Origin of the sequence: Pseudomonas sp. UYIF39 (genome assembly GCF_029963765.1) — a bacterium.
Classification (GTDB): domain Bacteria; phylum Pseudomonadota; class Gammaproteobacteria; order Pseudomonadales; family Pseudomonadaceae; genus Aquipseudomonas.
In genome coordinates this window covers 225,437-246,506 of sequence record NZ_JALBYU010000009.1, presented here as the reverse complement: position 1 = coordinate 246,506, position 21,070 = coordinate 225,437, and the positions used below count along the sequence as shown (strand labels likewise).

The following is a 21,070-nucleotide window of genomic DNA, read 5'->3' as shown; positions in this document are numbered from 1 at the left end:
TGTTCTCCTGGGGAGCTTGTAAGGGCCGACTTGATCAGTAGGCGGTCAGCGCAGCGCCGTCGCCGCCGGTCGCGGCTGGGCGGTTGGTTTGGCTGTGGTCCTGGGTTTCGCCCAGGCGCTTGATCAGGTCCGCGAAGTCGGTGGTCAGCTTTTCGTGTTTGCCTTGGAGAGACTTCAGCGCTTCATCGGCTGAGGCGACGACTTTGGCCTGATCGGCGGCGTGACCTGCCAGAGCCTCGACGGCGTCGTTCAATTCGGAAAACTGAGCGTCGTCCTTGTTGGCCTTGGCTTTGCTCCGGCCGAGCAAATCGGAAACGCGGGAGAACAGGCCGTCGATCACGCTCGGGGTTTCGACGACTTCGTCAAACTCCAACTGCGCTTCGACCAGCTCCGAAAACAAGTTGTCCGGTTTGCTTTTTCGGGCCTTCAGCGGCGAGGCATCAGGGTTCTGCGCGCTGAAGGTGAGCATTTCGGTGCCCAGGCTCGCCGGTGAATCGGTGACAGCCAACCCGTCAAGGTAAGCGCGGCCGGTATCAGCGAATTTCGGCGAAATCTCGATACTGGTGTACAGCTTCTGGCGCGCCTTGTTCATGGCGATCAGGTCGGCGGTCGGCTCGATCTGAACGAACAGAGCCAGCTTCTTAACGCCATTGACGTCGACTTCTTCAGTCTTCGCGGCCAGCACATCGCCATAAGCACGGAACGGGCTGTCGGGCAGGACGCTGCGGTAGTGTTCCACCCAGACGCGAGCGGCGTAGGTGTTCGGGTTGTAGGTTTCAGCGGCATCGACCAGCCACTGGCGCTCGATTTGACGACCGTCAGTGGTCGCACCTTCGACGGCGACGCGGAACCATTTGGAGCGAAACTTCTTTTTCATTGAGCGAGTCCTCAAAGCGGTGCTGCTGGGTGCAGTTGCGTTGAGGTGCATCGTCGGCAGTAGCGTCGTTACGGGCAATCAGCGCCAGTTGTAGGTCCGGGCGCTACATGGCACATCGCTACGCCTTCACGCGCGCGAGGCGTCAGCATCGCCGCCATGACGACAACCGACGCCACTCCAATCCGCGATAACCGCCGTCAGGCCAAGTTCCTCTACTGGACCGGCCTGCGGGTCTGTGCGATCGCCGAAATGCTGGATGAAAAGGAAAAGACCGTTCACGCGTGGAAAACGCGTGACGAATGGGATCGGGCCGATAACGTCGAGCGCATCGGTGGTGCGTTGGAAGCGCGCCTGGTGCAGTTGATCCTCAAGGATGGCAAGACCGGTGGTGATTTCAAGGAAATTGACCTGCTGCACCGTCAGCTGGAACGTCAGGCTCGGATCGAGCGTTACAAGGCCGGCGGTACCGACACGGATCTGAACCCCAATCTGGCCAAACGCAACGAAGGTCCAAAGAAGAAAGCGGCTCGCAACGAGTTCAGCGAAGAGCAAATCGAGCAGTTGACCGAGGCGTTCAAAGACGGCTGCTTTGGCTATCAGTTGGACTGGTACCGGGCGAGCAATCAGCGCACCAGGGCAATCCTGAAAAGCCGGCAAATCGGTGCCACCTACTACTTTGCCCGGGAAGCGTTCATTGATGCCCTGGTCACCGGACGCAATCAGATATTCCTGTCAGCGTCGAAGAACCAGGCGCACATTTTCAAGGCATACATACAAGGCTTCGCCCGCGAGGTTTGCGGCGTAGAGCTCACCGGTGACCCGATCATCCTGGCCAACGGCGCCGAGCTGCATTTCCTCGGTACCAACGCCCGAACCGCTCAGGGTTACCACGGTAATTTCTACTTCGACGAATTCTTTTGGACCTTCAAGTTCAACGAGTTGAACAAGGTCGCCAGCGGCATGGCGATGCAGAAACAATACCGCCGCACCTACTTCTCGACACCATCGAGCATGGCGCATGAGGCCTACACGTTCTGGACCGGCGAGCGCTTCAACAAGGGCAAGCCTGTTGCCCAGCGGCTGAAACTCGACGTTTCGCACGATGCGCTGCAGCAGGGCCGGCTGTGCGAGGACCGGATCTGGCGCCAGATCGTCACCATCCTGGATGCCGAGCAGCGCGGCTGTGATCTGTTCGACCTGGAAGAGCTGCGCCTCGAGTACAACGCGGACGCCTTCGCGAACCTGCTCATGTGCCAGTTCGTCGACGACGGGGCGAGCATCTTCCCGCTCAACGTCCTGCAGCCCTGCATGGTCGACAGTTGGGTCGAGTGGTCCGAGGACTACAAGCCTTTCGCCGCGCGGCCGTTTGCCGATAGGCAGGTGTGGATTGGCTACGACCCGGCGGAAACCGGTGACAGCTCCGGCCTGGTGGTCGTGGCCCCGCCAACTGTTCCAGGTGGGAAATTCCGCGTGCTCGAGCGCCATCAGTTCCGCGGTATGGACTTCGCCGCCCAGGCCGAGGCGATCCGCCTGGTCACGATGCGCTACTGGGTGACATACATCGGAATCGACATCACTGGTATGGGCTCTGGCGTGGCCCAGCTTGTGCGCCAATTTTTCCCCAACGTGACGACCTTCAGCTATTCCCCCGAGGTCAAGACGCGCTTGGTGCTCAAGGCCTACGACGTTATTCACAAAGGACGCCTGGAGTTCGACGCCGGCTGGATCGACATGGCCCAGTCGCTCATGGCGATTCGCAAAACCATCACGGCCAGCGGCCGGCAGTTCACTTACACGGCAGGCCGCACCGACGAGACCGGACACGCGGATCTCGCATGGGCGCTTTTCCACGCATTACAGAACGAACCGCTTGAGGGCCAAACCTCAACGAATACCGGCTTCATGGAGATTTACTGATGAGCAACAGCCGCAGCGAAACCACGCAATCGTCCACTTCAGCCCCGGCTGCGGCCGAGGGACAGGTGCTGCCGGCAACAGGCGGCAAGATGGAAGCCTTCACCTTCGGAGATCCCACGCCGGTGCTCGACGAGCGGGGGATCCTCGACTACTTGGAGTGCTGGCTGAACGGCCGGTGGTATGAACCGCCGATGTCCCTCGATGGGTTGGCCAAGTCCTCTCGAGCCAGCGTATTTTTGCAATCGGGCCTGAATTTCAAACGCAACATGCTGGCCCGCACCTTCATTCCCCACAAGTTGCTGTCGCGGCAGACGTTCGAGCAATTCGCTCTGGACTTCCTCTGGTGCGGCAACGGCTATCTGGAAAAGCGCGAAAACATGCTGCGCAGCACGCTGGGCCTGCAGCCCGCCCTGGGCAAGTACATGCGACGCGGCGCGGACCTCGAAACCTATTACCAGGTGCGCGGCTGGCGAGATGAGTACGAGTTCAAGCGTGGGACCGTTTACCACCAGCGCGAGGCTGACATCAACCAGGAAATCTACGGCCTTCCGGAGTGGCTGCCGGCGCTGCAAAGCGCGCTGCTCAATGAGTCCGCCACCTTGTTCCGGCGCAAGTACTACAACAACGGCAGCCACGCCGGTTTCATCATGTACATGACCGACACCGCGCAGAACGAGACGGACGTTTCCGCGCTCCGGTCTGCGTTGAAGTCAGCCAAAGGGCCGGGCAACTTCCGGAACCTGTTCATGTATGCCCCCGGCGGCAAGAAGGATGGCATCCAACTGATCCCGGTCAGCGAGGTGGCGGCGAAGGATGAGTTCGGCTCGATCAAGAACATCAGCCGCGACGACATGCTCGCGGCGCTGCGGATTCCCCCTCAGCTGATGGGCATCGTTCCGCAAAACGCCGGCGGCTTCGGCTCGATCAAAGAGGCCGCGCAGATCTGGGCAATGAACGAGCTTGAGCCGATCCAGGCGCGCCTGCAGCAGGTCAATGAGTGGCTGGGAGAGGAAGTGATTCGGTTCAGGGTGTTTGAATCGATCGAATAAGGCTGCATCGATCACGCAGGCTGGACCACAAGCCTGCGATTCCACGGCATTTGTTCCTTACTAGTAATTCTCCGGCCATTTCCATTCATTGATGGGCTGGTATCTAGTAAGTATGAGCTTATGAATTTCGTTGGAAAGCTTCAAAGTCAGATTGTTGATTGCACTGATTCTTGTGTACTTGTCTTTAACTAATTTTAGCTTCTCAGAGTCAATGGTTGACTTGTCACGAATTTTGGCAATAAGGCTGATGCAAGTCTCAGTGAACTGCATTTTTTCCACTGCAGGATTTAAGCTGTTGCAGCATTTGCCGTAAATTATACCGATTTTTCGTTCGATTATATTGCAGCGGTGTTCTATGTAAGAGCTGAACAGCTTGCTTTTTGCTAAATGAGCGTCGTCGTCGTCTTCTGCATCTTTCCAGAATTTATAGTTTTCGTCCGCTATCTCTTGCAGTGTCTTTTCGATGCCTGCCGCAATCGTGTTGATTTCAGATTGCTTGTGTAGCGCTCTTGAGTTCTTGAAAACGAATAGCCAACCAGCCAGCATTACGATGATTGCCAGTAATCCGCTTTCAGCAAGTAATTTCACGAGGTCCAATCGATCTACCTCATTTGCGCTGCTGGTTTTGCTTCATTTATGTACTTCAGGATATTGCTCTTCACGCTTTCGTATTCGGAAATAAACGTCAAGCGACGAAGCACTTCTTCTTTACTGAAATTTTCATAAATAACTAACCCGGCAAACGCTTCGTCGGCAAATGAAGAGGGGCAGCCGAGAGTGTTGGTAAGATCAATTGTAACGTATTCAAACTTTTCGAGTTCTTTAAGTAAGAATTCTTTTCTAAAACGAAGGCCGTTAGATTCTCCATCTTTTTCGTCACGTCCAAAAGGCATGTCAGAGAAGTCGTTGCCAACATCAATTACTGTTCTCTCACCTTTCATTTTTTCTTCTCCAGCATTAAGTTCCACTGAATAAGGGTCCCTTTAAAATAAGATCCTAAGGTTTCAAGGATCTCCTTGTCACCCTCAGTTTTGTACTCATAATGCCCTAGTCCGCTGTAAATTAACATCGACCCTTTGGGGTTTTTTTGGACAAAGTCTTTTGCTTCAGTCAGGCCTTTGCCTCGGTTGTCACGCTTGAATCGCGAGCGCCCGTAGTCAACAGCAGCCTTAATGCTTTTAGCGTCGCCCGATGAAAGCACTTTGATATCAAGGTACTTTGAAATTGTTTCAATAAGTTCATGTGCCCATGGCTTGGTGCTAATGGTTGTAGGAATACTAGCGCCCATATCATACATCGCGATGAAGAACTGATCTCCTACATGCTGGACGATGATCCACCAATTCTGGAGTTCAAGCGGCACCGGCTCATCAAAAAAACTGTTGTCGTAAGCATGTTGCCATACGTTGGATATTGATTCGGTTACAGCGTTATAAGCGAGCAGGGCCCCTTCGTGCATCCCGACTTTTTCTACAGCTTGCTGCGCGTAAATTAAAACTTTTTTAAGCTGTTTTCTATGATAGTCAGGTTCCACAGTTTGTGGTGGCATGGTGCAAATTTCCATAGAGTCTGCATAAGCTCTCAACGACCTCATTCTAGACTCGCCAGTTAAATTCCAAAGTCCAAAGGTTCGAAAGAACATTGATACTTCTCTGGAGCACTCGCCAGTTGTTTTAATAATACTGTTGTCTTTTAACTTTTTTTGAGTTTGCTCGATATTTGCGTAAAGGACCAAAAGTGCCGAGACCTTTACGGACTTAACATGCTGCAAGTCAATAAGCACTCTTCCTTTTGACGTCGCCTTTTCTAGACTTATCAGGAAGGCGGCAAACGCGTCATAGTTGGGCTCAAACAACGAAAATGACGATGGCGCAGTTATGATGGTTCGGCCAAGAACCTTGCGTCGTGAGTTTTCAAGTTTTTGTAAGCTGAACTTGCGCGGATGTCTCGCGTTTATTAAAGCCCTGCGAGATTTAAGTTCCTGTTTGAGGAAGTCTGATTCCGTTCTCTTTTTCATTGTGTCCAACATCTCGGCGCGCAGATGCCCTCATCTGGGGCAAACGCGCAACGATAGATCGGAGCAGCGATGTGGTCAACGTCAATCGTGTTCAAAGAGCTTAGATGGCGGCAGGTGTCTATTTCTGGCCTTATGCTCCTGTTTCTCACCGTTCTCCGGTGGTCACGCACCCATATCAGCAAACCGCCCCACGGCGATTAGACTCGGGCAGGTGCGCACCTTTTCGCGCTTGGAGCGCACCGGCACCCAGCGCGCAACACGTCTTCTTGAATGGCTTCGCCGATCATTCGAGCCCCCGGGGCCGGCTGAAGGTCAGGCCGAAGTCGCCGACATAGCCGACGTCACCACCGAGGCTCTGGCCGTCGTCCAGGATGACGCGGATCGTATGCGAGTCGCGCGCCGCCGGCAGCTTGTGCGGCGTACTCATTTCGAACAGCCCTGGCATGGTTTCGTTGAGGATGGCCGGGAAGCACGTCACGTACTCGCTGCCGTCCGCCGCTATCAACACCACGTTGACCATGCCGCGATACACCAGAGCCATCAGTGCTGTCCCGCGAACGGGTCGTGACCATCACGCGCGCTCATGGCTTATTCGCGTCTGTTGTTGCATGCAAACGCTCCAAGGCGTCATTCAGGGCGCGCAGGACCGTTGTGCCCATGAGCTTCAAATCCGTTGCGTCGATCAAGTCCACATCATGCAGCGCAACCATATAGCCCTGAGCCTGATGGTAAGTCTCCCGCGCGCCCGCTTTCGAGCGAGCCCCCATGATTTCGGTCAGCATGCTAAACCAGGCGCCTTGGGCTCGGTCATTCGGCAACAGCGGTTGCCCGCGTAATTCCTGATGAATGTCGGACATGGTGCTTTCCTTTTCGAGTGAGTGGCCAACTCTGCGAAAACCAGCAGGCCGGGTGTCGGGTTACGAGTCTAGGTGGTGCTGGCTTCAGTGGGCAATAAAAGGGGGCCACCCTTTGTCCAGGTGTACCCCCCGATTCAACATAAACGGCGTTACTCGTAACGCGGGATCACGCGTTGCGCGCGGCGCGTCCGAGCGCCTTGATCACTGCCATATGCGCGTTACTGCCACGAGCCACGTCGCTGGCAAAGGTGATCAGATGATCAATCGCCTGATCTCCACCGGCTTCGCCCAGCGCTTCCACGGCCGCCAGTTGCGCGTTGCTGCCTTTCGAGTTGTCACCAATTGCCCTGATCAGGTAGTCCACTGCATCGGTCTTGCTCATCGTTACTGCTCCTTAATTGAACCGGTGGCACTATCGCCCCGGGTTCCTTTGTTTGAATTAATCGAAGCTGCGCACCAGCGCCGCCGTAGCGACCTCACGCAATGGCGCCTCCCATGCTGGGTTATTCTTGAAGCGAATCAGGAAATCACGAATTTTCAGCGACGGGGGCCACATCCCCAGTGCCGTGAGGGCATCCAGCCGCTGCGCGAGCCTTTCGCTGGGGTTCTCGGCCAGCTCCATCAAGAGCGCCACGGTATCACCCTGATACAGCCTATCTACTGTGCACAGCTCGGTCATGGCGGCGGTTCCTTTCGGTTCGTTATAGGTCACGTGGCGGAGGTAGCTTACCGGCTGCTTACCCAGACGGTAAGGCTGCGCTCGCTATTGGGCTTGGATCTGGGTGACCTTCTTGAACACCCAGCACTTGGTCGTGGTTTTGCGAATGATGCTGTCCACCGCCTTTAATCCCAAGAACTGTGGCTCGGCGCAGCGCTTCAACGCGGTGGTGACCTCGGTGCTGATCACGGTCTGGATGCCATTGGCAGCGAACAGTTCGACCAGGTGCGGCATGTTCAGCGCGATCAACTGCGGATCCTTGGAGTGGTTGTAGACGATGCCCTTGGTGTCCAGCTGCAGGAGCGCGCCCCAGAAGTCTGCGACCACGTCCGCTTGGGGCGGCTCGACCGTACCGATGGCGTCCAGATCTGGCACAGGCAGGCCCATGGCGTTGGATAGGTTTGTGATCTCGACGCCAAGCAGGTCCCGCATCGACCGATTGCGGCTACGCATCAGCTCTTTCAGCAGCACCATGCGATGTTTCGAAAGGCTGATTTGTTGCGCGATGGTGACGGCACCAGGTCGAACGGCCGCGCCCTTGGTCCAGTAATTCCAGAGCACCTCGTCGCATTCTTCCTGGTACTGGACGATTTTGTCGCGCAACTCGGGCGCCACCTTGTTTGGGCTGATCGAGTAGAGCCAGGCGGCAAGCTTGCGGAGGGGGAGGCAAGTCATTCCGTACTGTTTGCCGTCGGCGCCAGTTGTCACCATTTCGGTGACAACTGAACCGAACCGCTCGTTTATCTTTCTGTGCTGCACCTGCCAGGCCAGTCCCATGTTTTCTACGATAGATCGCATAGCGACAAAGGGTGCGTTGTCTTTGCCAACCAGCACAACGGTGTCGCCGTAAAACGGAACGGGCATAAGTTGGGTGTTCATGATGTGAGTCCTTTCAGTATTTAGATGCGGGATTGGGTGCTGTTGGCAGAGCGAATTACGCTGTTCAGGTCATCGCAGATCCGGTCCAGGAAGCCGGCCAGCATCTGAGGCTGATACAACCCAGGGTGATCAGCCTGCTGGGCGAGCGCGTGCACCAGGGCAAGCGAATCCCGCACCCGTTCCAACTCAAACAGATCCGCATCGGTGAGACCGTAGGGCTTTCTCATAGGGCACCGCCGTGCGTTTCCAGAATGCGCACCTGGTGCATGTGATGGTTGTAGCGCTTGAGGCGAGTGGAGAGGGAGGAGTTGGCGTGCAGCGCGGCGAGAGCCATGCGGCGGTGGGCAAGTGCGCGAATTTTGGACGGAATGAGAGCGGTCATCGTGTAGCTCCTTGAATTGAGGAGCTGCCACCAATCGCGACCAAGCAATGGGGGTGGCAGCTGTACGTAGGTTGGTCGACCGGGGATCAAGGAACCCGGCAGGGCCGAAGCCCTCCCACGCACAGCTGCCATAACACGAAGTTGCGGACACAAAAAAAGCGCCTGCAATCGTTATGGGGCGCTGTTGCGCCTTGATTTATCCCGGCGACCAAACCGGATCGCTGAATTGGCAGCGACGTCCGCACTTTACGCCCGTCAATGTCCGGGGATCAAGAGTCCCCCGACAATATTTACTATCACCCTACGTTGTCGTTACCGCTACAGAGGGCTGCCCAGTCGTGGGGGAACACCTACATGACTGTGACCGGTTGACGAGTCGGGCGAAGGTCAGCTGGTCGCTGGAGAGTCCGGATGAGGGGGGGCGAGGCCGCAGCGTCGGGAGCGCACCGTTTTGGGGCGGCATCGGCGCGGCTGGATGGGGCTTCACCTGGCGCGCGCCGTCGTCCCCCCGCCACGCCTGCGGGCTAAATTGGTCTCAATTTCTGCACACCTGCAGCAGGCCTGCCACAGCGCCCGCTGGGCCTCTCCTGGGCGAGCCGGGGCTGAGAAAACCCTGCAGAACCCTGCACGCACCCCCTCTTTTTCGACCGCCCAGCAGCGCCATCTCAAGCCCCTATTTTCAGGTGACCCATGGGAAACAAGTAATTTAGGTATGTGGAGGTGAAAAACCTGCTACAGCCCGCACGCGATGCAGTGTTGAGCACTTACTTTGCACTAGCTTTTTTGAGTAAGGAGGGAAGTAATTTTTATATAACTATATGAATTATATAGATATTTTATTTTCGGTTTCTGACCTTGGTAAAAGGTAATGTTATTTCTAGATATTACTTAAAACTTACCTAATCAAATCGTCTACAAGCCGTGTGGTTCTTAGCTTTCAGAAGGGGGGAGGAAAAACTTACCAAAAATACCAGTTTCCCGTGGGTCAACATAAAAACGGGACTGGCTATAGGGGAGGGTGGCGGCAGGTTCTCTCTCGCGGATCAGCTCGCTCACACGCAAACTGTCACCGGAACTGTCACCAAACACGCTGAGGCTCAAACTGACACGTCTGGAGCCCTTGAAAATAGTGGAGCGGGTGAAGGGAATCGAACCCTCGTTATCAGCTTGGGACTGGATAGCGGGCAAAATGCTTCGGTGATTCAAAACAATCTACGTTGCTCGTCTTTCGAAACACCTTGGAATTGGGGCTCAGGTTGTTTTTCCATCCCAACTGCACCAATTCGAACAATCATAGGAATCAAACTTCTATTCTGAAAAATGGTGTGCTCCTTTCCCCAGTGGATAGCAATGGCGCGTGCGCCGCGCGCATAGCCAGCGGAGTCACCTAATGGAGTAATTCTCGTAGAGCCCGCCGCTGTGTACACAATGATCCAATCGCCAGGGTTCACCTGTCCGTACCCGAACCAAAGCATGTGATCTTTAACTGGCGTAGCACGGCCATCCATACCAGCTAAACCGATGAGTAAGCAAAAGTCCGAAAGGTCGCACCGTTGTTTGACCGATATCGCGATGTGCTCTTCGTTCGGAACCCCATGGTCTTCCACGTGAACAATTTTAAGGCTTTCAACCATTCCAATACTCATTCTGATTTACCTCGGAATCCGAAAAAATTGACTGCGAGCAGAACAGTGGAAGCGATAGCGACAACAACTGAAATGTTCAGGTTGCCTTTGTGAAGATCGATCGCTACTGAGAAGAAAATGGGACTTAAAAACGCACAGGTCTGCTTAATTCTACTTGTGCTGCGAAGGTTTTCCAGGCGCTCATCAAGCCTGACTTTCTGGATGTTGAGAGCGTTGAGTTCTGCTGTTACCGCTTCGAGTTTGATCTGGGCCGCAATCTCGGAGGATTTTGCCTGTTCTTTTTCGTGCGAAAGATGATTGATCATCGCAGTGAACATAGGAGCGCCCAGTTCACCTCCGAACTTGCCTGGTCTAGCAGCTGCTAGGCCGATCATTGCTTTTTCTATGAACTGCCCCGTTAAAGGCGGGGTTGCAGACTCCCCGATATCCTCAACAAGGCCGGCTTGTTGGGTACCCTTTACGCCATTGTCGTAAGGGGTCGGCGCTAGGGCACTGCTGTCCATGCATTCACCTGGAAGGTTGCAGGCCTGCCTGTACAAGTGCAGGACGATCGGTAAGTCGCCTAAAAGCAGCACCTTGACCCCATGCCCTTAAGTTTCGAAGGATGGTCGTGGGGAATGCTCGATCGGGCTTATTACGTGGGTTATTACGTTTGGCTGATGCAACAAGGGCCTACATCGCTGTAAGCCCTTGTTTTATATGGTGCCGGCACCAGGAGTCGAACCCGGGACCTACTGATTACAAGTCAGTTGCTCTACCAACTGAGCTATACCGGCGTGTTGGGCGACGATTATAGCGATTGGGTTGGTTCTGTAAACCCCTGAATTCAGACTATTTTTGCGCAGGCGTCAGGCTGGCCCCGCGGACGCTTCTGCGGGGCCGGCCAGTGCGATTGCTTTAAAGCATTACACGCCGTTTTTAACCGCGTTAATCAGGTCCTGACTCAGCACCTGCGCGGGCGCCACTTGCACGCTTTGCGTGTAGAACGGCGGCAGGTTCTGGGCCAGTGTCGACAACGCTTGGGCGGTGGTGTTGCCCGGCAGCAGAACGTATTGGAGGTTGGACGGATAGCTCTGCGGCACGGGGCCTTCCATGGTCGAACCATACGCGCCGAAGGTCATCACGGCCTGCGGGGTGGTGGGGTCGGGGGCGTAGAGGAAGACAAAGGTGCCGTACTTTGGATGCGTCAGGTATTGCTCGGCCTGGGCGCGAACTGCCGGGTCGGGGTCGTTCATCAGGGTCCAGCGCATGACCGCGTAGTTGCGGGTGGTTTCCATGAACGCTGTACGAATCGGCGACTGGTTCTCAACGCCTCCCAGACACACCAGCAGGTTGCCGAATGGATCGATGAGGGCTACCGAGTTGAACACCGGGCTGTGCTGTGCGGTTTGTAACAGTGGCGGGGCGAGTTCTGCGCCGGGGTCGCGTGGGTTGGCCGATTGCACGGTCAGCGCAAACGGGCTGAGCGCAGTCAGTGCCTGGCGGACTTTGCTGTTGGCCGGAAGGTTTGCCGGGTTTTGCAGTTGATCCGGCGGCAGACCGCTGTTGTTGCTGGCCTCGCGTACGGTGTTGACGCTGGCGGAGAAGATCGAACTGGTGAGGAAGTAAGCCGCCGAGTCGATGGTCTGGCCACCAAACACCGGACTGGTCGAACCTTGATAAGCCCGGCTGACCGGCGCCGCGATCGCGTAATAACCCCAGGTGTCCTGCGCCTGTTGGCGGATCTGCGGCGGCAGCGATGGAAAGGTGAACTGGCTGTTGTAGTTGATGCCTGCGTAGTCATCGATCGCACTGACGGCGACGTTGAATCCTGCAGTCAGCAGTGAACCAGCGCACATGGCGCACGGGTCCAGCGTGGTGACGACAGTCAACTGATTGGGCGGTTGCAGGTTCAATGGCGCGACGTTTTCGTAGTACCAGTCCACCAATTGCCGCTCGCCGTGAGCGGTCGGGTCATGAGGTAGAAAGTACGTGGTGGCACTGCCGGGGAAAGGCATCAGCACGTTGTTGTGCAGCGCGGCGATGACCTCGCCCGTTGCGTTGTTGATGATGGCGCCACCCACTGCGAAGGTTTGCTGCAGCGCAGCATCAATGGCTTGGTTGGCGACGGTATCGACGGCTTCCTGCGCACTGTTCAATGTGCTCATGGTTTTCCTAGCTCCTTGCTGTTTGAACACCAGGCAATTCTGGCGTTTGGCAAAGATAGTCGAGGTTTCGCAGGTCGTTTATGTTGTTTTGGCTGAACGCTTATGCACAACGGGATTTGTACCGCACCTGCTTAGAGGCAAATTTGCGGAGCCGTTCTCATTTGATCGCAAATGCCTGTTTTTCCGCTTTTTTTACAGGTGTACGAAAATTGAACACTTGTGTTTCAGCTCCGAAACAGCTGTATATATTGGATCCATGATAATTTCATCCCCAGAGTTATCCACAGGCAGAGGCGCTTTAAGGGCGCTCAGCCAGGATCAGGAAATTACGCGGTGTAAGCGGGGTTTCGCAGAAGGTTCCGAGGCGAACCGCATACCCTTGCTCGGCGAGGAAAAGGGCTCGATCGAGTACCAGCCACAGCTCCAATGGGCGTCGGAAAAGTCCGCGCAGTAGTTCGAGATTGCGCACTTCGGCCAATCGCTGCCAACCAGCGGCTTCAAGTGCTGGCCAATTCTGCGGTCCGATTGTGGATAACTCTTTAAGCGCGGCCAAATGATTGCAGTAATCAGCGAAGGATTTATCCAGCCAGGCACTGGGGAGAGAAGGGGTGGTCAGGTACTCGTCAACGCCGCGCAGTTGCCGTTGCAGCAGGTCGAAACCCAGGCGCCGGGCCATGGAGGTGTCGCGTTGGCGTCGGACGCGAGCGCCAGCGGTGACGGTTTCGTTCATCGGCAGCGAGAGATCTTCGAGCGATAGTTGTAGGTCGGATCGCATGCCCGCAGAGGAAAGCGTCTGGTACTCGCTCACACTGATCCGGTTGTAGCAGCAAGGGGCAATGGCCAGCTGCTTGCAACCGGAGGCGCTAGCGAGCTGCATCAGCCGCACATGCAGATCACCGCAGGCGTGCAGCGCTACCGGCGTGTGGTCAGCATTCAATAAAGAGGCAGCACCCGGCGCGAGCACGTCTTGCTCGACATGAAGCGCATGCAATTGATGACGCTGACTGAGTGCCTGACCGCTGACGACCAGCGCCGGGTCGTATTCCAGGCAGGTCAGCTGTTGCCCGGCTGTCAGCAACCGTCGACCCAAGTGGCCTTTGCCCGAACACCAATCCAGCCAATGCTTCGGCGCGTCAGAAAATTCCAGCCGACTGACAAACGCCTCAATCTGCTGCCACTTGCGCCCCGGCACATCGACATCCAGTCGATGGCCAGCTGCTTCGAGTGCATGAGCCGGCAATTCACCTACAGCGCTAAGCTCAAGGGAAAACGCGGCCAGTGAAGCAAAGGGCTCCGGCGCATCGAGAAGAGCAGGTTGGTTATGAGCATTTTCCGCATCCTCCAACGACCTGCCGCGTAGCCATACAGACAACTCGGGGTAGGAAGCTTCCCAAGGAAGTTGCAGATGAGTAAACGGACGAGGCTTCCACAGCGCCTGATGCTCGATCAGAAAAGCATCCAGCGCCGCGAAACGGGCGAGTAAGGCCTCACCCGTCAGCACGCAGCAATCAACGCCCTTGGCAGGCATCGACGCGCAGCCAGCGCTCCAGCAGCTTGAAGCCGCGAACCAGCACATAAGCCATCAGCAGGTAGAACATGCCAGCGGCGAAGAAGATCTCCACCGGCAGGTAGGTCCGGGCAATGATGGTGCGGGCCATCCCGGTCAGTTCCAGCAAGGTCACGGTGCTGGCCAGGGCGCTGGCCTTGAGCATCAGGATGACTTCGTTGCTGTAGGCCGGCAGACCGATGCGCGCTGCGCGGGGCAGGATAATGTAGAACATCGCTTTGGCTCGGGACATGCCCAGCGCCCGGGCAGCTTCAATCTCGCCCTTTGGAATCGCCTGGATTGAACCGCGCAGGATCTCGGCGATGTAGGCCGCGGTGTGCAAGGTCATGGTCGCGGTTGCGCACCAGAACGGATCGCGCAGGTACGGCCACATCGAGCTGTTACGGATCGCATCGAACTGCGCCAGCCCGTAGTAGACCAGGAACAGCTGAACCAGCAACGGCGTGCCGCGGAAAAAGAAGATGTAGCCGTAGGGGAATGCCCGCACGTACCAGAGTCGCGACGAGCGCGCGATGCCCAGCGGAATTGCCAGTAGCAAACCGGCGATCACGGCGATGGCCACCAGTTCCAGGGTCAGCGTCGCGCCCTGAGCCAGTTTCGGCAGCCACTTGATGATGACTTCCCAGTTCATTGGGTACTCCTCGCGAAGCCGCGAGCGGCGCGTTTTTCCATGAAGTACATGCCGGTCATGGCGAGAACCGTCAGGCCCAGGTACATGAACGCGGCCACCATATAAAAGGTGAACGGCTGTTTGGACACGGTTACGCCGATTTGCGCGTGACGCATGATTTCTTCCAGGCCGATGACCGATACCAGTGCGGTGTCTTTCATCAGGATCATGAACAGGTTGCCCAGCCCGGGCAGCGCGATGCGCCACATCTGCGGCATGATCAGTTTGGTGAAGATACGGAATTTCGACAGGCCCAACGCCACACCCGCTTCGCGGTGACCTTTGGGGATAGCCAAAATTGCACCACGAAACACTTCCGTGGCGTAGGCGCCGAAGCACAGCCCCAACGCAATTACGCCAGCGGCGAAGGCATTGAGTTCGAGGTCGGGGTTGCCGAAGAACTCGCCCAGGGCACGCATCAGGTTGACCGTGCCGAAGTAGATCAACAACACCCAGAGCAATTCAGGGATGCCGCGAACCAGGGTTGAATAAGTACCGCCAAGCCATTGCAGCGGCTTGTACGGGGAAGTCTTGGCCAAGGCGCCGAGCAGACCGAGCACCAGCCCCAGGCACAAGGCCGAGAGTGCCAGTTTCACAGTCATCAGCGCGCCAGCGGCGAGCGCCGGGCCGAATCCGTAGAGATCGATAGTCATGGATTTCTTTTCAAATCGCGGCAGGCAATGCCAGGGACTGGCGCCGTCAAATAACGGCGCCGGCCCGGCAGGTCAGAATCAATAGATGCTGAACGGGAAGTACTTGTCGTTGATCTTTTTGTAGGTGCCATCAGCGACGATTTCTTTCAGTGCGGTGTTCAGCTTCGTACGAATCTCATCGCCTTTACGTACAGCGATACCGATCTTGTCGCTTTCTTCCACCGGGTCGCCTTTGAACTCATAAGAACGGCCGGCGTCGCTTTTCAGCCACTCATAGTTGACGTACTTGTCCGCCAGGATGCCGTCCAGACGACCTGAGGTCAGGTCGAGGTAGGCGTTTTCCTGGGTGTCGTAGAGTTTGACTTCAACGCCTTCCATGTTGTCTTCCAGCCAGGTGCCGGCGAGGGTCGCACGTTGCGCGCCGATCACTTTACCTTGCAGGGAAGCCTTGTCGGTTTTGAAGTCGACGTCCTTCTTGGCGATGAATTGCAGTTTGTTGGAGTAGTACGGGTCGGTGAAGTCCACCGCTTGCTTGCGCTCGTCGGTGATCGACATCGAGGAGATCAGGAAGTCGAACTTCTTGGCGTTCAGGGCCGGGATAATGCCGTCCCAGTCAGACGTGACCACGGTGCAGTCGACTTTCATCTTGGCGCACAGGGCGTCGCCGATTTCTTTGTCGAAGCCGACGACATTGCCACTGGCATCTTTGTTGTTGAACGGCGGGTAGGCCGCTTCAATGCCCATCTTCAGGGTTTCGGCCATGGCACCGGCACTGAAGGCCAGGGTGACGGCGGCTGCCAGGAAGACCTTTTTGTAGTTCTGCATGCGGGTAGCTCCGTTAGCGGTTGCTGGACATGAATTGTTTGCAGCGCGCCGAAAGCGGGTTGTCGAACACCTGCTGTGGCGATCCTTGCTCTTCTACCAGGCCCTGGTGGAGGAACACCACCTCGCTGGACACCTGACGGGCGAAGCCCATTTCATGGGTGACCAGCAGCATGGTGCGGCCTTCTTCGGCCAATGCACGGATGACATTAAGTACTTCCTGGACCATTTCCGGGTCAAGGGCGGAGGTGGGCTCGTCGAACAGGATCACCTTGGGCTGCATGGCCAGGGTGCGGGCGATGGCCGCGCGTTGTTGCTGCCCTCCGGAGAGTTGTGCCGGGTAGGCGTGGCGCTTGTCAGCAATGCCGACCTTGGCCAGCAAGGCTTCGGCGACTTCGATGGCTTCGGCTTTGCTCTGGCCGAGCACCCGGCGCGGGGCTTCGATGATGTTGTCGAGCACGCTCATGTGCGGCCAGAGATTAAAGTTTTGAAACACAAAACCGATCTCGCTGCGCAGGCGATTGATCTGCTTGCCATCGGCTGCGACCAGTTCGCCGTTCTTGGCGGCTTTGAGCTTGAGTTCTTCGCCGGCCACCAGGATCTGGCCCTGGTGCGGGTTTTCCAGCAGGTTGATGCAACGAAGGAACGTGGACTTGCCGGAACCGGAGGAACCCAGGATCGAGATCACATCGCCGTCGCGGGCGGTCAGCGAGATGCCTTTGAGCACCTCAAGCTGTCCGTAGCGTTTGTGCAAGTTGCGGATTTCAAGCGCGGGCGTGGCCTCAGCCATGTGCGTTCCTCATAAGTATTTCGCTCCTGCTGTTGGTGGCCTTCCTGGCGAGGCGGCCAAGCTAGCATAGCGTCTGAATGGCAGCCAACAGCGCTACGGGCGGTAAACGGGTGGTATGTGGCAGGTTGTCGCATCGGTACAGCAGACTGTCGCGCTGTTATCAACCGAACAGCCGTTTGAACCAGCTGCCACGCGGGTGCCGCGTAAAAAAGGGCGCGATGTTGCCAGCTTTGACGGGGTGTTGGAAGCGCTAACCGGCCAAACGTTCCTGATCCGCACTTTTATTGTGCGGCGCTATATTTTTGGGTGTGTTTCTGGTGCGCCGTTTCGTTCTTAAAGTGGGTCGCAGGGTAACGCTCTGGCGAATTGCCATTAATCTCAATGACTTGCGATGACTGTCCGGTCAAGCGGAGAGCCCCATGCTTGGGCACTCTGAAATATTTTGGCGCAATTATTGCGTGCAGAATCCGGAACGCCCCGTTGCTTTCTTTTTACGAGAAGGAACGCCAGACGGGATGGATGCAAATCGCTTCCCCTTACAAAGGTAGTTTCAATGAGCAGTACCCCAAGCTCCAATGGCCTCGAACAAGGGCTCAAACCGCGTCATGTGACCATGTTGTCGATCGCCGGGGTTATCGGCGCCGGCCTGTTCGTCGGCTCCGGCCATGCCATCGCCGCCGCAGGCCCGGCCGTGCTGTTGGCCTACGCCGCCGCCGGTATGCTGGTGGTGCTGGTGATGCGCATGCTCGGCGAGATGGCCGTCGCATCGCCGGACACTGGCTCCTTCTCGACGTATGCCGATCGCGCGATCGGTCACTGGGCCGGTTTCACCATCGGCTGGCTCTACTGGTGGTTCTGGGTGTTGGTGATTCCGCTGGAAGCCAACGCCGCCGCGACCATCCTGCATGCCTGGTTCCCGAATGTGGCGATCTGGGCGTTCACGTTGATCATCACCTTGCTGCTGACGGTGACGAACTTGTTCAGCGTGAAGAACTACGGTGAATTCGAATTCTGGTTCGCCCTGGTCAAAGTCGTGGCGATTATCGGTTTCATTGGCCTCGGCATTCTGGCGATCTTCGGCTTCCTGCCGAACAGCCAGGTCAGCGGCGTTTCGCACCTGTTCGACACCCAAGGCTTCCTGCCAAACGGCATGGGCGCAGTGTTGGGCGCGATCCTGACCACCATGTTTTCCTTCATGGGCACCGAGATCGTGACCATTGCGGCCGCGGAATCGAAGAACCCTGGCCAGCAAATCTCCAAGGCCACCAACTCGGTGATCTGGCGGATTGGCTTGTTCTACCTCGTGTCGATCTTCATCGTTGTGGCCCTGGTGCCATGGAACGACCCGATTCTGGCCAGCGTCGGCTCCTACCAGACTGTGCTTGAACGCATGGGCATCCCGAATGCCAAGCTGATCGTCGACATCGTTGTGTTGGTTGCTGTGACCAGTTGCCTGAACTCGGCGCTGTACACCGCCTCGCGCATGATGTTCTCCCTGGGCAAGCGCGGTGATGCACCGGCCGTTTCCCAGCGCACCAACAAGAGCGGCACGCCGTACTGGGCCGTCATGTTGTCCACTGGCGCTGCATTCGTCGCAGTTTTCGCCAACTACGTGGCCCCGGCCGCCGTGTTCGAATTCCTGCTGGCCAGCTCCGGCGCTATCGCGCTGCTGGTGTACTTGGTGATCGCAATCTCGCAACTGCGTATGCGCAAGCAGCGTATGGCTCGTGGTGAAAAAATCGCCTTCAGCATGTGGCTGTTCCCGGCCCTGACCTACGCGGTGATCATCTTCATCGTTGCGGCCCTGACGATCATGTTGTTCCAGGAAGCGCATCGCGTGGAGATCCTCGCGACCGGTCTGCTGAGTTTGCTGGTGGTGGCTGCCGGTTTGTTTGTGGCTCGCCGTCGCAAGCTGCAGAAGATGGGTGCGGTAGTGCTGAACTGATTCGCACCGCATAACGCAAAACGGCCGCTGTCAGTGATGACAAGCGGCCGTTTTTGTTTTTACCTGGCAGCGCACACCTTGTAGCAGCTGGCGAAGCCTGCGTTCGGCTGCGAAGCAGTCGTGAAGTCAGACAATGCGGTCCTTCAGAATTACCTCGTGCGCAGGTTTTACGACTGCTTCGCAGTCGAACGCAGGCTTCGCCAGCTGCTACAGGTCGCGTTATGGCTTGACCTGTGTTTACTCGGCCTTTTCTTCCTGAGCATCCAGCGACTCGCGATAGCTGTCGAGCGCCGTGCCGAAGTCAGTGATGAACTGCGGATCCGTCAGCCAGGCCTGGGCTGTGTCGCGGTCCATGCCGTCGGCCCACATGCGGTAATCGATCAGCATGTCGGCGGCCAGGTGAGTGGCGGCCATGGCTTCGTTGTCGGCGTTTTCCATGTCCAGCAGTTCTGGATGGTCGCTAATGATTCCGGCGAGGTTCGACAGCAGGGTCAGCAGCATGTCGTTGCGGCTGGTGGCTTCTGCGTCGCGCATTTTGCTGAACATTGCCAGGGTGTATTCCGGGATCGGCTCGCCGATTTCACCCAGGTCATCGTCCAGTGCGGCGGGTTTTCTGCCGTGGATGTTGATTTGCTTGGCTTTGATCTTGGCGCGTTTGGCGCGTTTCTGTTGCTTGTTCAGGGATGCCATTAAATTCAGTTCGCTTTCGGTTGTGTTTGGGCCGCGATGGCGTCGGACGCCGCCACGTAGTCGGCCTGGAAGGCCGGTGATTCGATCCACGCCAAGGCGCCGGCTTCGTCGACTTCGGTGGACCATTGGCGATATTCGATCAGCGCGGCGACGATAAAGTCTGTCGCTGTTTCTTCGCCTTCCTGCTCCAGCACCAGCGCGAGCAGCGGGTGTTCGAGAAACGCCGCGCACATAGCTTGTTGGCTGATTTTTTCCGCGTCGATCATTTCTTTGAACAGGTCGGTAAGGTCGACCGATTCGAAGTCGATGCGGTCGTCGTTCGGGTCCAGCTCGACCGGCGCGGCGGCCCGTTGGGTGCGGTTCTGCTTGGCCTTGGCTTTGGCGCGTGTGGCGCGTTTGTTCTGCTTGTTGGCGGATGCCATGGGCGTCGTTCCGTATTTCGTTGAGAGGGCGCATCAGTCAGTTGCGTGGCACTAGCCGCCCAGGTGTGTCGGGGGCCAGTTTGCCGGTCTGCAACCAGGACAATGCAATGGGCCATAGTGTGGCTTGGTATGCGCTACGAAAAAAGGCGAAATGTCCGACTTCTTTTTCGCCGATGTCTTCGGGGGCGATTCGCAAGTGGGCGTTCGTGCTGTTGGTGAAGTAACCCAGCAGCCGTTCGATGGCTGGGATCGTGCCGTAAGGATCGTCGCTGATGCTAATGGCCAGGTTTTGTGCGGTGACGGATGAGAAGGGCAGTCGCCCGGATTTTGCATGAAGGACGCGACCGCTGGGGCGTTTCTCGTAGTGCGCGGTGGGCATGCTCCAGTCGCGAACCACGCCAGCGGGGGTGTCCTCTAGCCAGCCGAGGCGTTTGCCGGGGAAGTAGCCGCAAAGTAATGTCATCAACGGCATCACCAGGTGCCACTTGCCGAACATCCGCCAGCGATGGGCGGGCGCGTAATCGCGCCAGTACGCGAATTGCGCACCGACGGTCACCAGACGTCGAATCATATGCCCGGAAGCTCCGAGGCCCGCTGCACAGCCTCCAAAGCTGTGGCCTACAACATCGATGGGTTGCCCGGGAAATTCACGCTGAGCGCGCTTGAGCATCGCCTCAAAGTCCAGCGCGCCCCAATCGGACCATGAAGCCCGAAGCCCTTTCAGCGACGCGGGTCGCGATTCGCCGATGCCACGGTAGTCGTAAGTGATCACGTCGAAGCCGTTGGCGTACAGGTAATCGGCGAAGCGCGAGTAGTGGCGACAGCGGACTGAGGTGGCGGCGTTGATGATGACGACCGGGCGTCTTGAGTCCGATAGCGCATGCCGCCAGGTGAATCCGCCAAGAGTGAAGCCATCTGTGGCGTGCTCCTTGAACGGCTCGCCGGGAGCGTAGGCTGGCAGCGGTAACTCCATTTGAGTGGAGGCCAGCGAGGACGGGTCCTGCAAATTCATCGGTTTTTGA

General features: G+C 57.0%; 26 protein-coding genes and 1 tRNA gene. 4 read left to right on the top strand and 23 right to left on the bottom strand.

Features of this window, described 5'->3' with window-relative positions; translation table 11 throughout:
* Window positions 1–34 precede the first annotated feature (34 nt).
* A complete protein-coding gene (locus MO767_RS15165; RefSeq protein ID WP_282481158.1) occupies window positions 35–877 on the bottom strand; it encodes a GPO family capsid scaffolding protein in 843 nt (280 codons plus the stop codon).
* Window positions 878–1,033: 156 nt separating this feature from the next.
* On the opposite strand from MO767_RS15165, the gene MO767_RS15160 reads away from it, so the two are divergent.
* Complete coding sequence (locus MO767_RS15160) at window positions 1,034–2,794, top strand: terminase ATPase subunit family protein (protein ID WP_282481157.1); 1,761 nt, start codon at window positions 1,034–1,036, stop codon at window positions 2,792–2,794.
* The gene (locus tag MO767_RS15155; protein WP_282481156.1) at window positions 2,794–3,843 is read left to right on the top strand and encodes a phage portal protein; all 1,050 of its coding nucleotides are present in this window, start codon (window positions 2,794–2,796) and stop codon (window positions 3,841–3,843) included. Before MO767_RS15160 ends, MO767_RS15155 begins: the two co-directional genes overlap by 1 nt.
* A 60-nt stretch (window positions 3,844–3,903) precedes the next feature.
* Here MO767_RS15155 and MO767_RS15150 read toward each other — a convergent pair whose 3' ends face one another.
* From MO767_RS15150 to MO767_RS15060, 19 genes are all read right to left on the bottom strand, one after another.
* Window positions 3,904–4,431, bottom strand: coding sequence for a hypothetical protein (locus MO767_RS15150; RefSeq protein WP_282481155.1), 528 nt, complete (start codon window positions 4,429–4,431; stop codon window positions 3,904–3,906).
* 14 nt (window positions 4,432–4,445) lie between these two features.
* Window positions 4,446–4,811 (bottom strand): STAS-like domain-containing protein, encoded by a 366-nt coding sequence (locus MO767_RS15145; RefSeq protein ID WP_282481154.1) that lies wholly within the window; start codon window positions 4,809–4,811, stop codon window positions 4,446–4,448.
* On the bottom strand, window positions 4,781–5,860 hold the full coding sequence (locus MO767_RS15140) for a hypothetical protein (protein WP_282481153.1): 1,080 nt from the start codon (window positions 5,858–5,860) through the stop codon (window positions 4,781–4,783). Before MO767_RS15140 ends, MO767_RS15145 begins: the two co-directional genes overlap by 31 nt.
* Before the next feature lie 283 nt (window positions 5,861–6,143).
* Window positions 6,144–6,401, bottom strand: coding sequence for a hypothetical protein (locus MO767_RS15135; RefSeq protein ID WP_282481152.1), 258 nt, complete (start codon window positions 6,399–6,401; stop codon window positions 6,144–6,146).
* Between the two features lie 40 nt (window positions 6,402–6,441).
* A complete protein-coding gene (locus MO767_RS15130) occupies window positions 6,442–6,717 on the bottom strand; it encodes a hypothetical protein (RefSeq protein WP_282481151.1) in 276 nt (91 codons plus the stop codon).
* Between the two features lie 166 nt (window positions 6,718–6,883).
* A complete protein-coding gene (locus tag MO767_RS15125; protein ID WP_282481150.1) occupies window positions 6,884–7,099 on the bottom strand; it encodes a hypothetical protein in 216 nt (71 codons plus the stop codon).
* A gap of 57 nt (window positions 7,100–7,156) precedes the next feature.
* Entirely contained in the window at window positions 7,157–7,396 is a 240-nt protein-coding gene (locus MO767_RS15120; protein ID WP_282481149.1) for a hypothetical protein, read from the bottom strand.
* Between the two features lie 84 nt (window positions 7,397–7,480).
* On the bottom strand, window positions 7,481–8,314 hold the full coding sequence (locus tag MO767_RS15115) for a phage antirepressor N-terminal domain-containing protein (protein WP_282481148.1): 834 nt from the start codon (window positions 8,312–8,314) through the stop codon (window positions 7,481–7,483).
* A gap of 20 nt (window positions 8,315–8,334) precedes the next feature.
* Window positions 8,335–8,541 (bottom strand): hypothetical protein, encoded by a 207-nt coding sequence (locus tag MO767_RS15110; RefSeq protein WP_282481147.1) that lies wholly within the window; start codon window positions 8,539–8,541, stop codon window positions 8,335–8,337.
* Window positions 8,538–8,696 carry a hypothetical protein gene (locus tag MO767_RS15105; RefSeq protein ID WP_282481146.1) on the bottom strand — a complete coding sequence of 53 codons (159 nt, stop codon included), beginning with the start codon at window positions 8,694–8,696 and terminating at the stop codon, window positions 8,538–8,540. The genes MO767_RS15110 and MO767_RS15105 overlap by 4 nt, the downstream gene beginning before the upstream one ends.
* Window positions 8,697–9,898: 1,202 nt before the next feature.
* On the bottom strand, window positions 9,899–10,342 hold the full coding sequence (locus MO767_RS15100; protein ID WP_282481145.1) for a hypothetical protein: 444 nt from the start codon (window positions 10,340–10,342) through the stop codon (window positions 9,899–9,901).
* Entirely contained in the window at window positions 10,339–10,845 is a 507-nt protein-coding gene (locus tag MO767_RS15095; protein ID WP_282481144.1) for a hypothetical protein, read from the bottom strand. Before MO767_RS15095 ends, MO767_RS15100 begins: the two co-directional genes overlap by 4 nt.
* 197 nt (window positions 10,846–11,042) lie before the next feature.
* Window positions 11,043–11,118, bottom strand: a tRNA-Thr gene (locus tag MO767_RS15090).
* A 129-nt stretch (window positions 11,119–11,247) separates the two neighbouring features.
* Window positions 11,248–12,489: a nucleoside deaminase gene (locus tag MO767_RS15085; protein ID WP_282481143.1), complete on the bottom strand. Its 1,242-nt coding sequence runs from the start codon at window positions 12,487–12,489 to the stop codon at window positions 11,248–11,250.
* Between the two features lie 298 nt (window positions 12,490–12,787).
* A complete protein-coding gene (locus tag MO767_RS15080; protein WP_282481142.1) occupies window positions 12,788–14,017 on the bottom strand; it encodes a methyltransferase in 1,230 nt (409 codons plus the stop codon).
* On the bottom strand, window positions 13,998–14,687 hold the full coding sequence (locus MO767_RS15075; protein ID WP_282481141.1) for an ABC transporter permease: 690 nt from the start codon (window positions 14,685–14,687) through the stop codon (window positions 13,998–14,000). The genes MO767_RS15080 and MO767_RS15075 overlap by 20 nt, the downstream gene beginning before the upstream one ends.
* Complete coding sequence (locus MO767_RS15070; RefSeq protein ID WP_149416717.1) at window positions 14,684–15,379, bottom strand: ABC transporter permease; 696 nt, start codon at window positions 15,377–15,379, stop codon at window positions 14,684–14,686. The genes MO767_RS15075 and MO767_RS15070 overlap by 4 nt, the downstream gene beginning before the upstream one ends.
* Before the next feature lie 78 nt (window positions 15,380–15,457).
* Window positions 15,458–16,204 (bottom strand): ABC transporter substrate-binding protein, encoded by a 747-nt coding sequence (locus MO767_RS15065; protein WP_282481140.1) that lies wholly within the window; start codon window positions 16,202–16,204, stop codon window positions 15,458–15,460.
* Between the two features lie 13 nt (window positions 16,205–16,217).
* On the bottom strand, window positions 16,218–16,991 hold the full coding sequence (locus tag MO767_RS15060) for an ABC transporter ATP-binding protein (protein WP_027922189.1): 774 nt from the start codon (window positions 16,989–16,991) through the stop codon (window positions 16,218–16,220).
* Between the two features lie 115 nt (window positions 16,992–17,106).
* Between MO767_RS15060 and MO767_RS15055 the strand changes: the two genes are divergently transcribed.
* The gene (locus MO767_RS15055) at window positions 17,107–17,328 is read left to right on the top strand and encodes a hypothetical protein (protein ID WP_282481139.1); all 222 of its coding nucleotides are present in this window, start codon (window positions 17,107–17,109) and stop codon (window positions 17,326–17,328) included.
* A 216-nt stretch (window positions 17,329–17,544) separates the two neighbouring features.
* A complete protein-coding gene (gene gabP, locus MO767_RS15050) occupies window positions 17,545–18,936 on the top strand; it encodes a GABA permease (RefSeq protein WP_282481138.1) in 1,392 nt (463 codons plus the stop codon).
* A 237-nt stretch (window positions 18,937–19,173) separates the two neighbouring features.
* Here the strand turns inward: gabP and MO767_RS15045 are convergent, their stop codons facing one another.
* Genes MO767_RS15045 through MO767_RS15035 form a run of 3 tightly spaced genes read right to left on the bottom strand, consistent with a single transcriptional unit; the run spans window position 19,174 to window position 21,060 of the window.
* Window positions 19,174–19,626, bottom strand: coding sequence for a hypothetical protein (locus MO767_RS15045; protein WP_046045548.1), 453 nt, complete (start codon window positions 19,624–19,626; stop codon window positions 19,174–19,176).
* Between the two features lie 5 nt (window positions 19,627–19,631).
* Window positions 19,632–20,048 (bottom strand): hypothetical protein, encoded by a 417-nt coding sequence (locus MO767_RS15040; protein ID WP_282481137.1) that lies wholly within the window; start codon window positions 20,046–20,048, stop codon window positions 19,632–19,634.
* A gap of 37 nt (window positions 20,049–20,085) precedes the next feature.
* Complete coding sequence (locus MO767_RS15035) at window positions 20,086–21,060, bottom strand: alpha/beta fold hydrolase (protein ID WP_282481136.1); 975 nt, start codon at window positions 21,058–21,060, stop codon at window positions 20,086–20,088.
* Window positions 21,061–21,070: the final 10 nt, after the last annotated feature.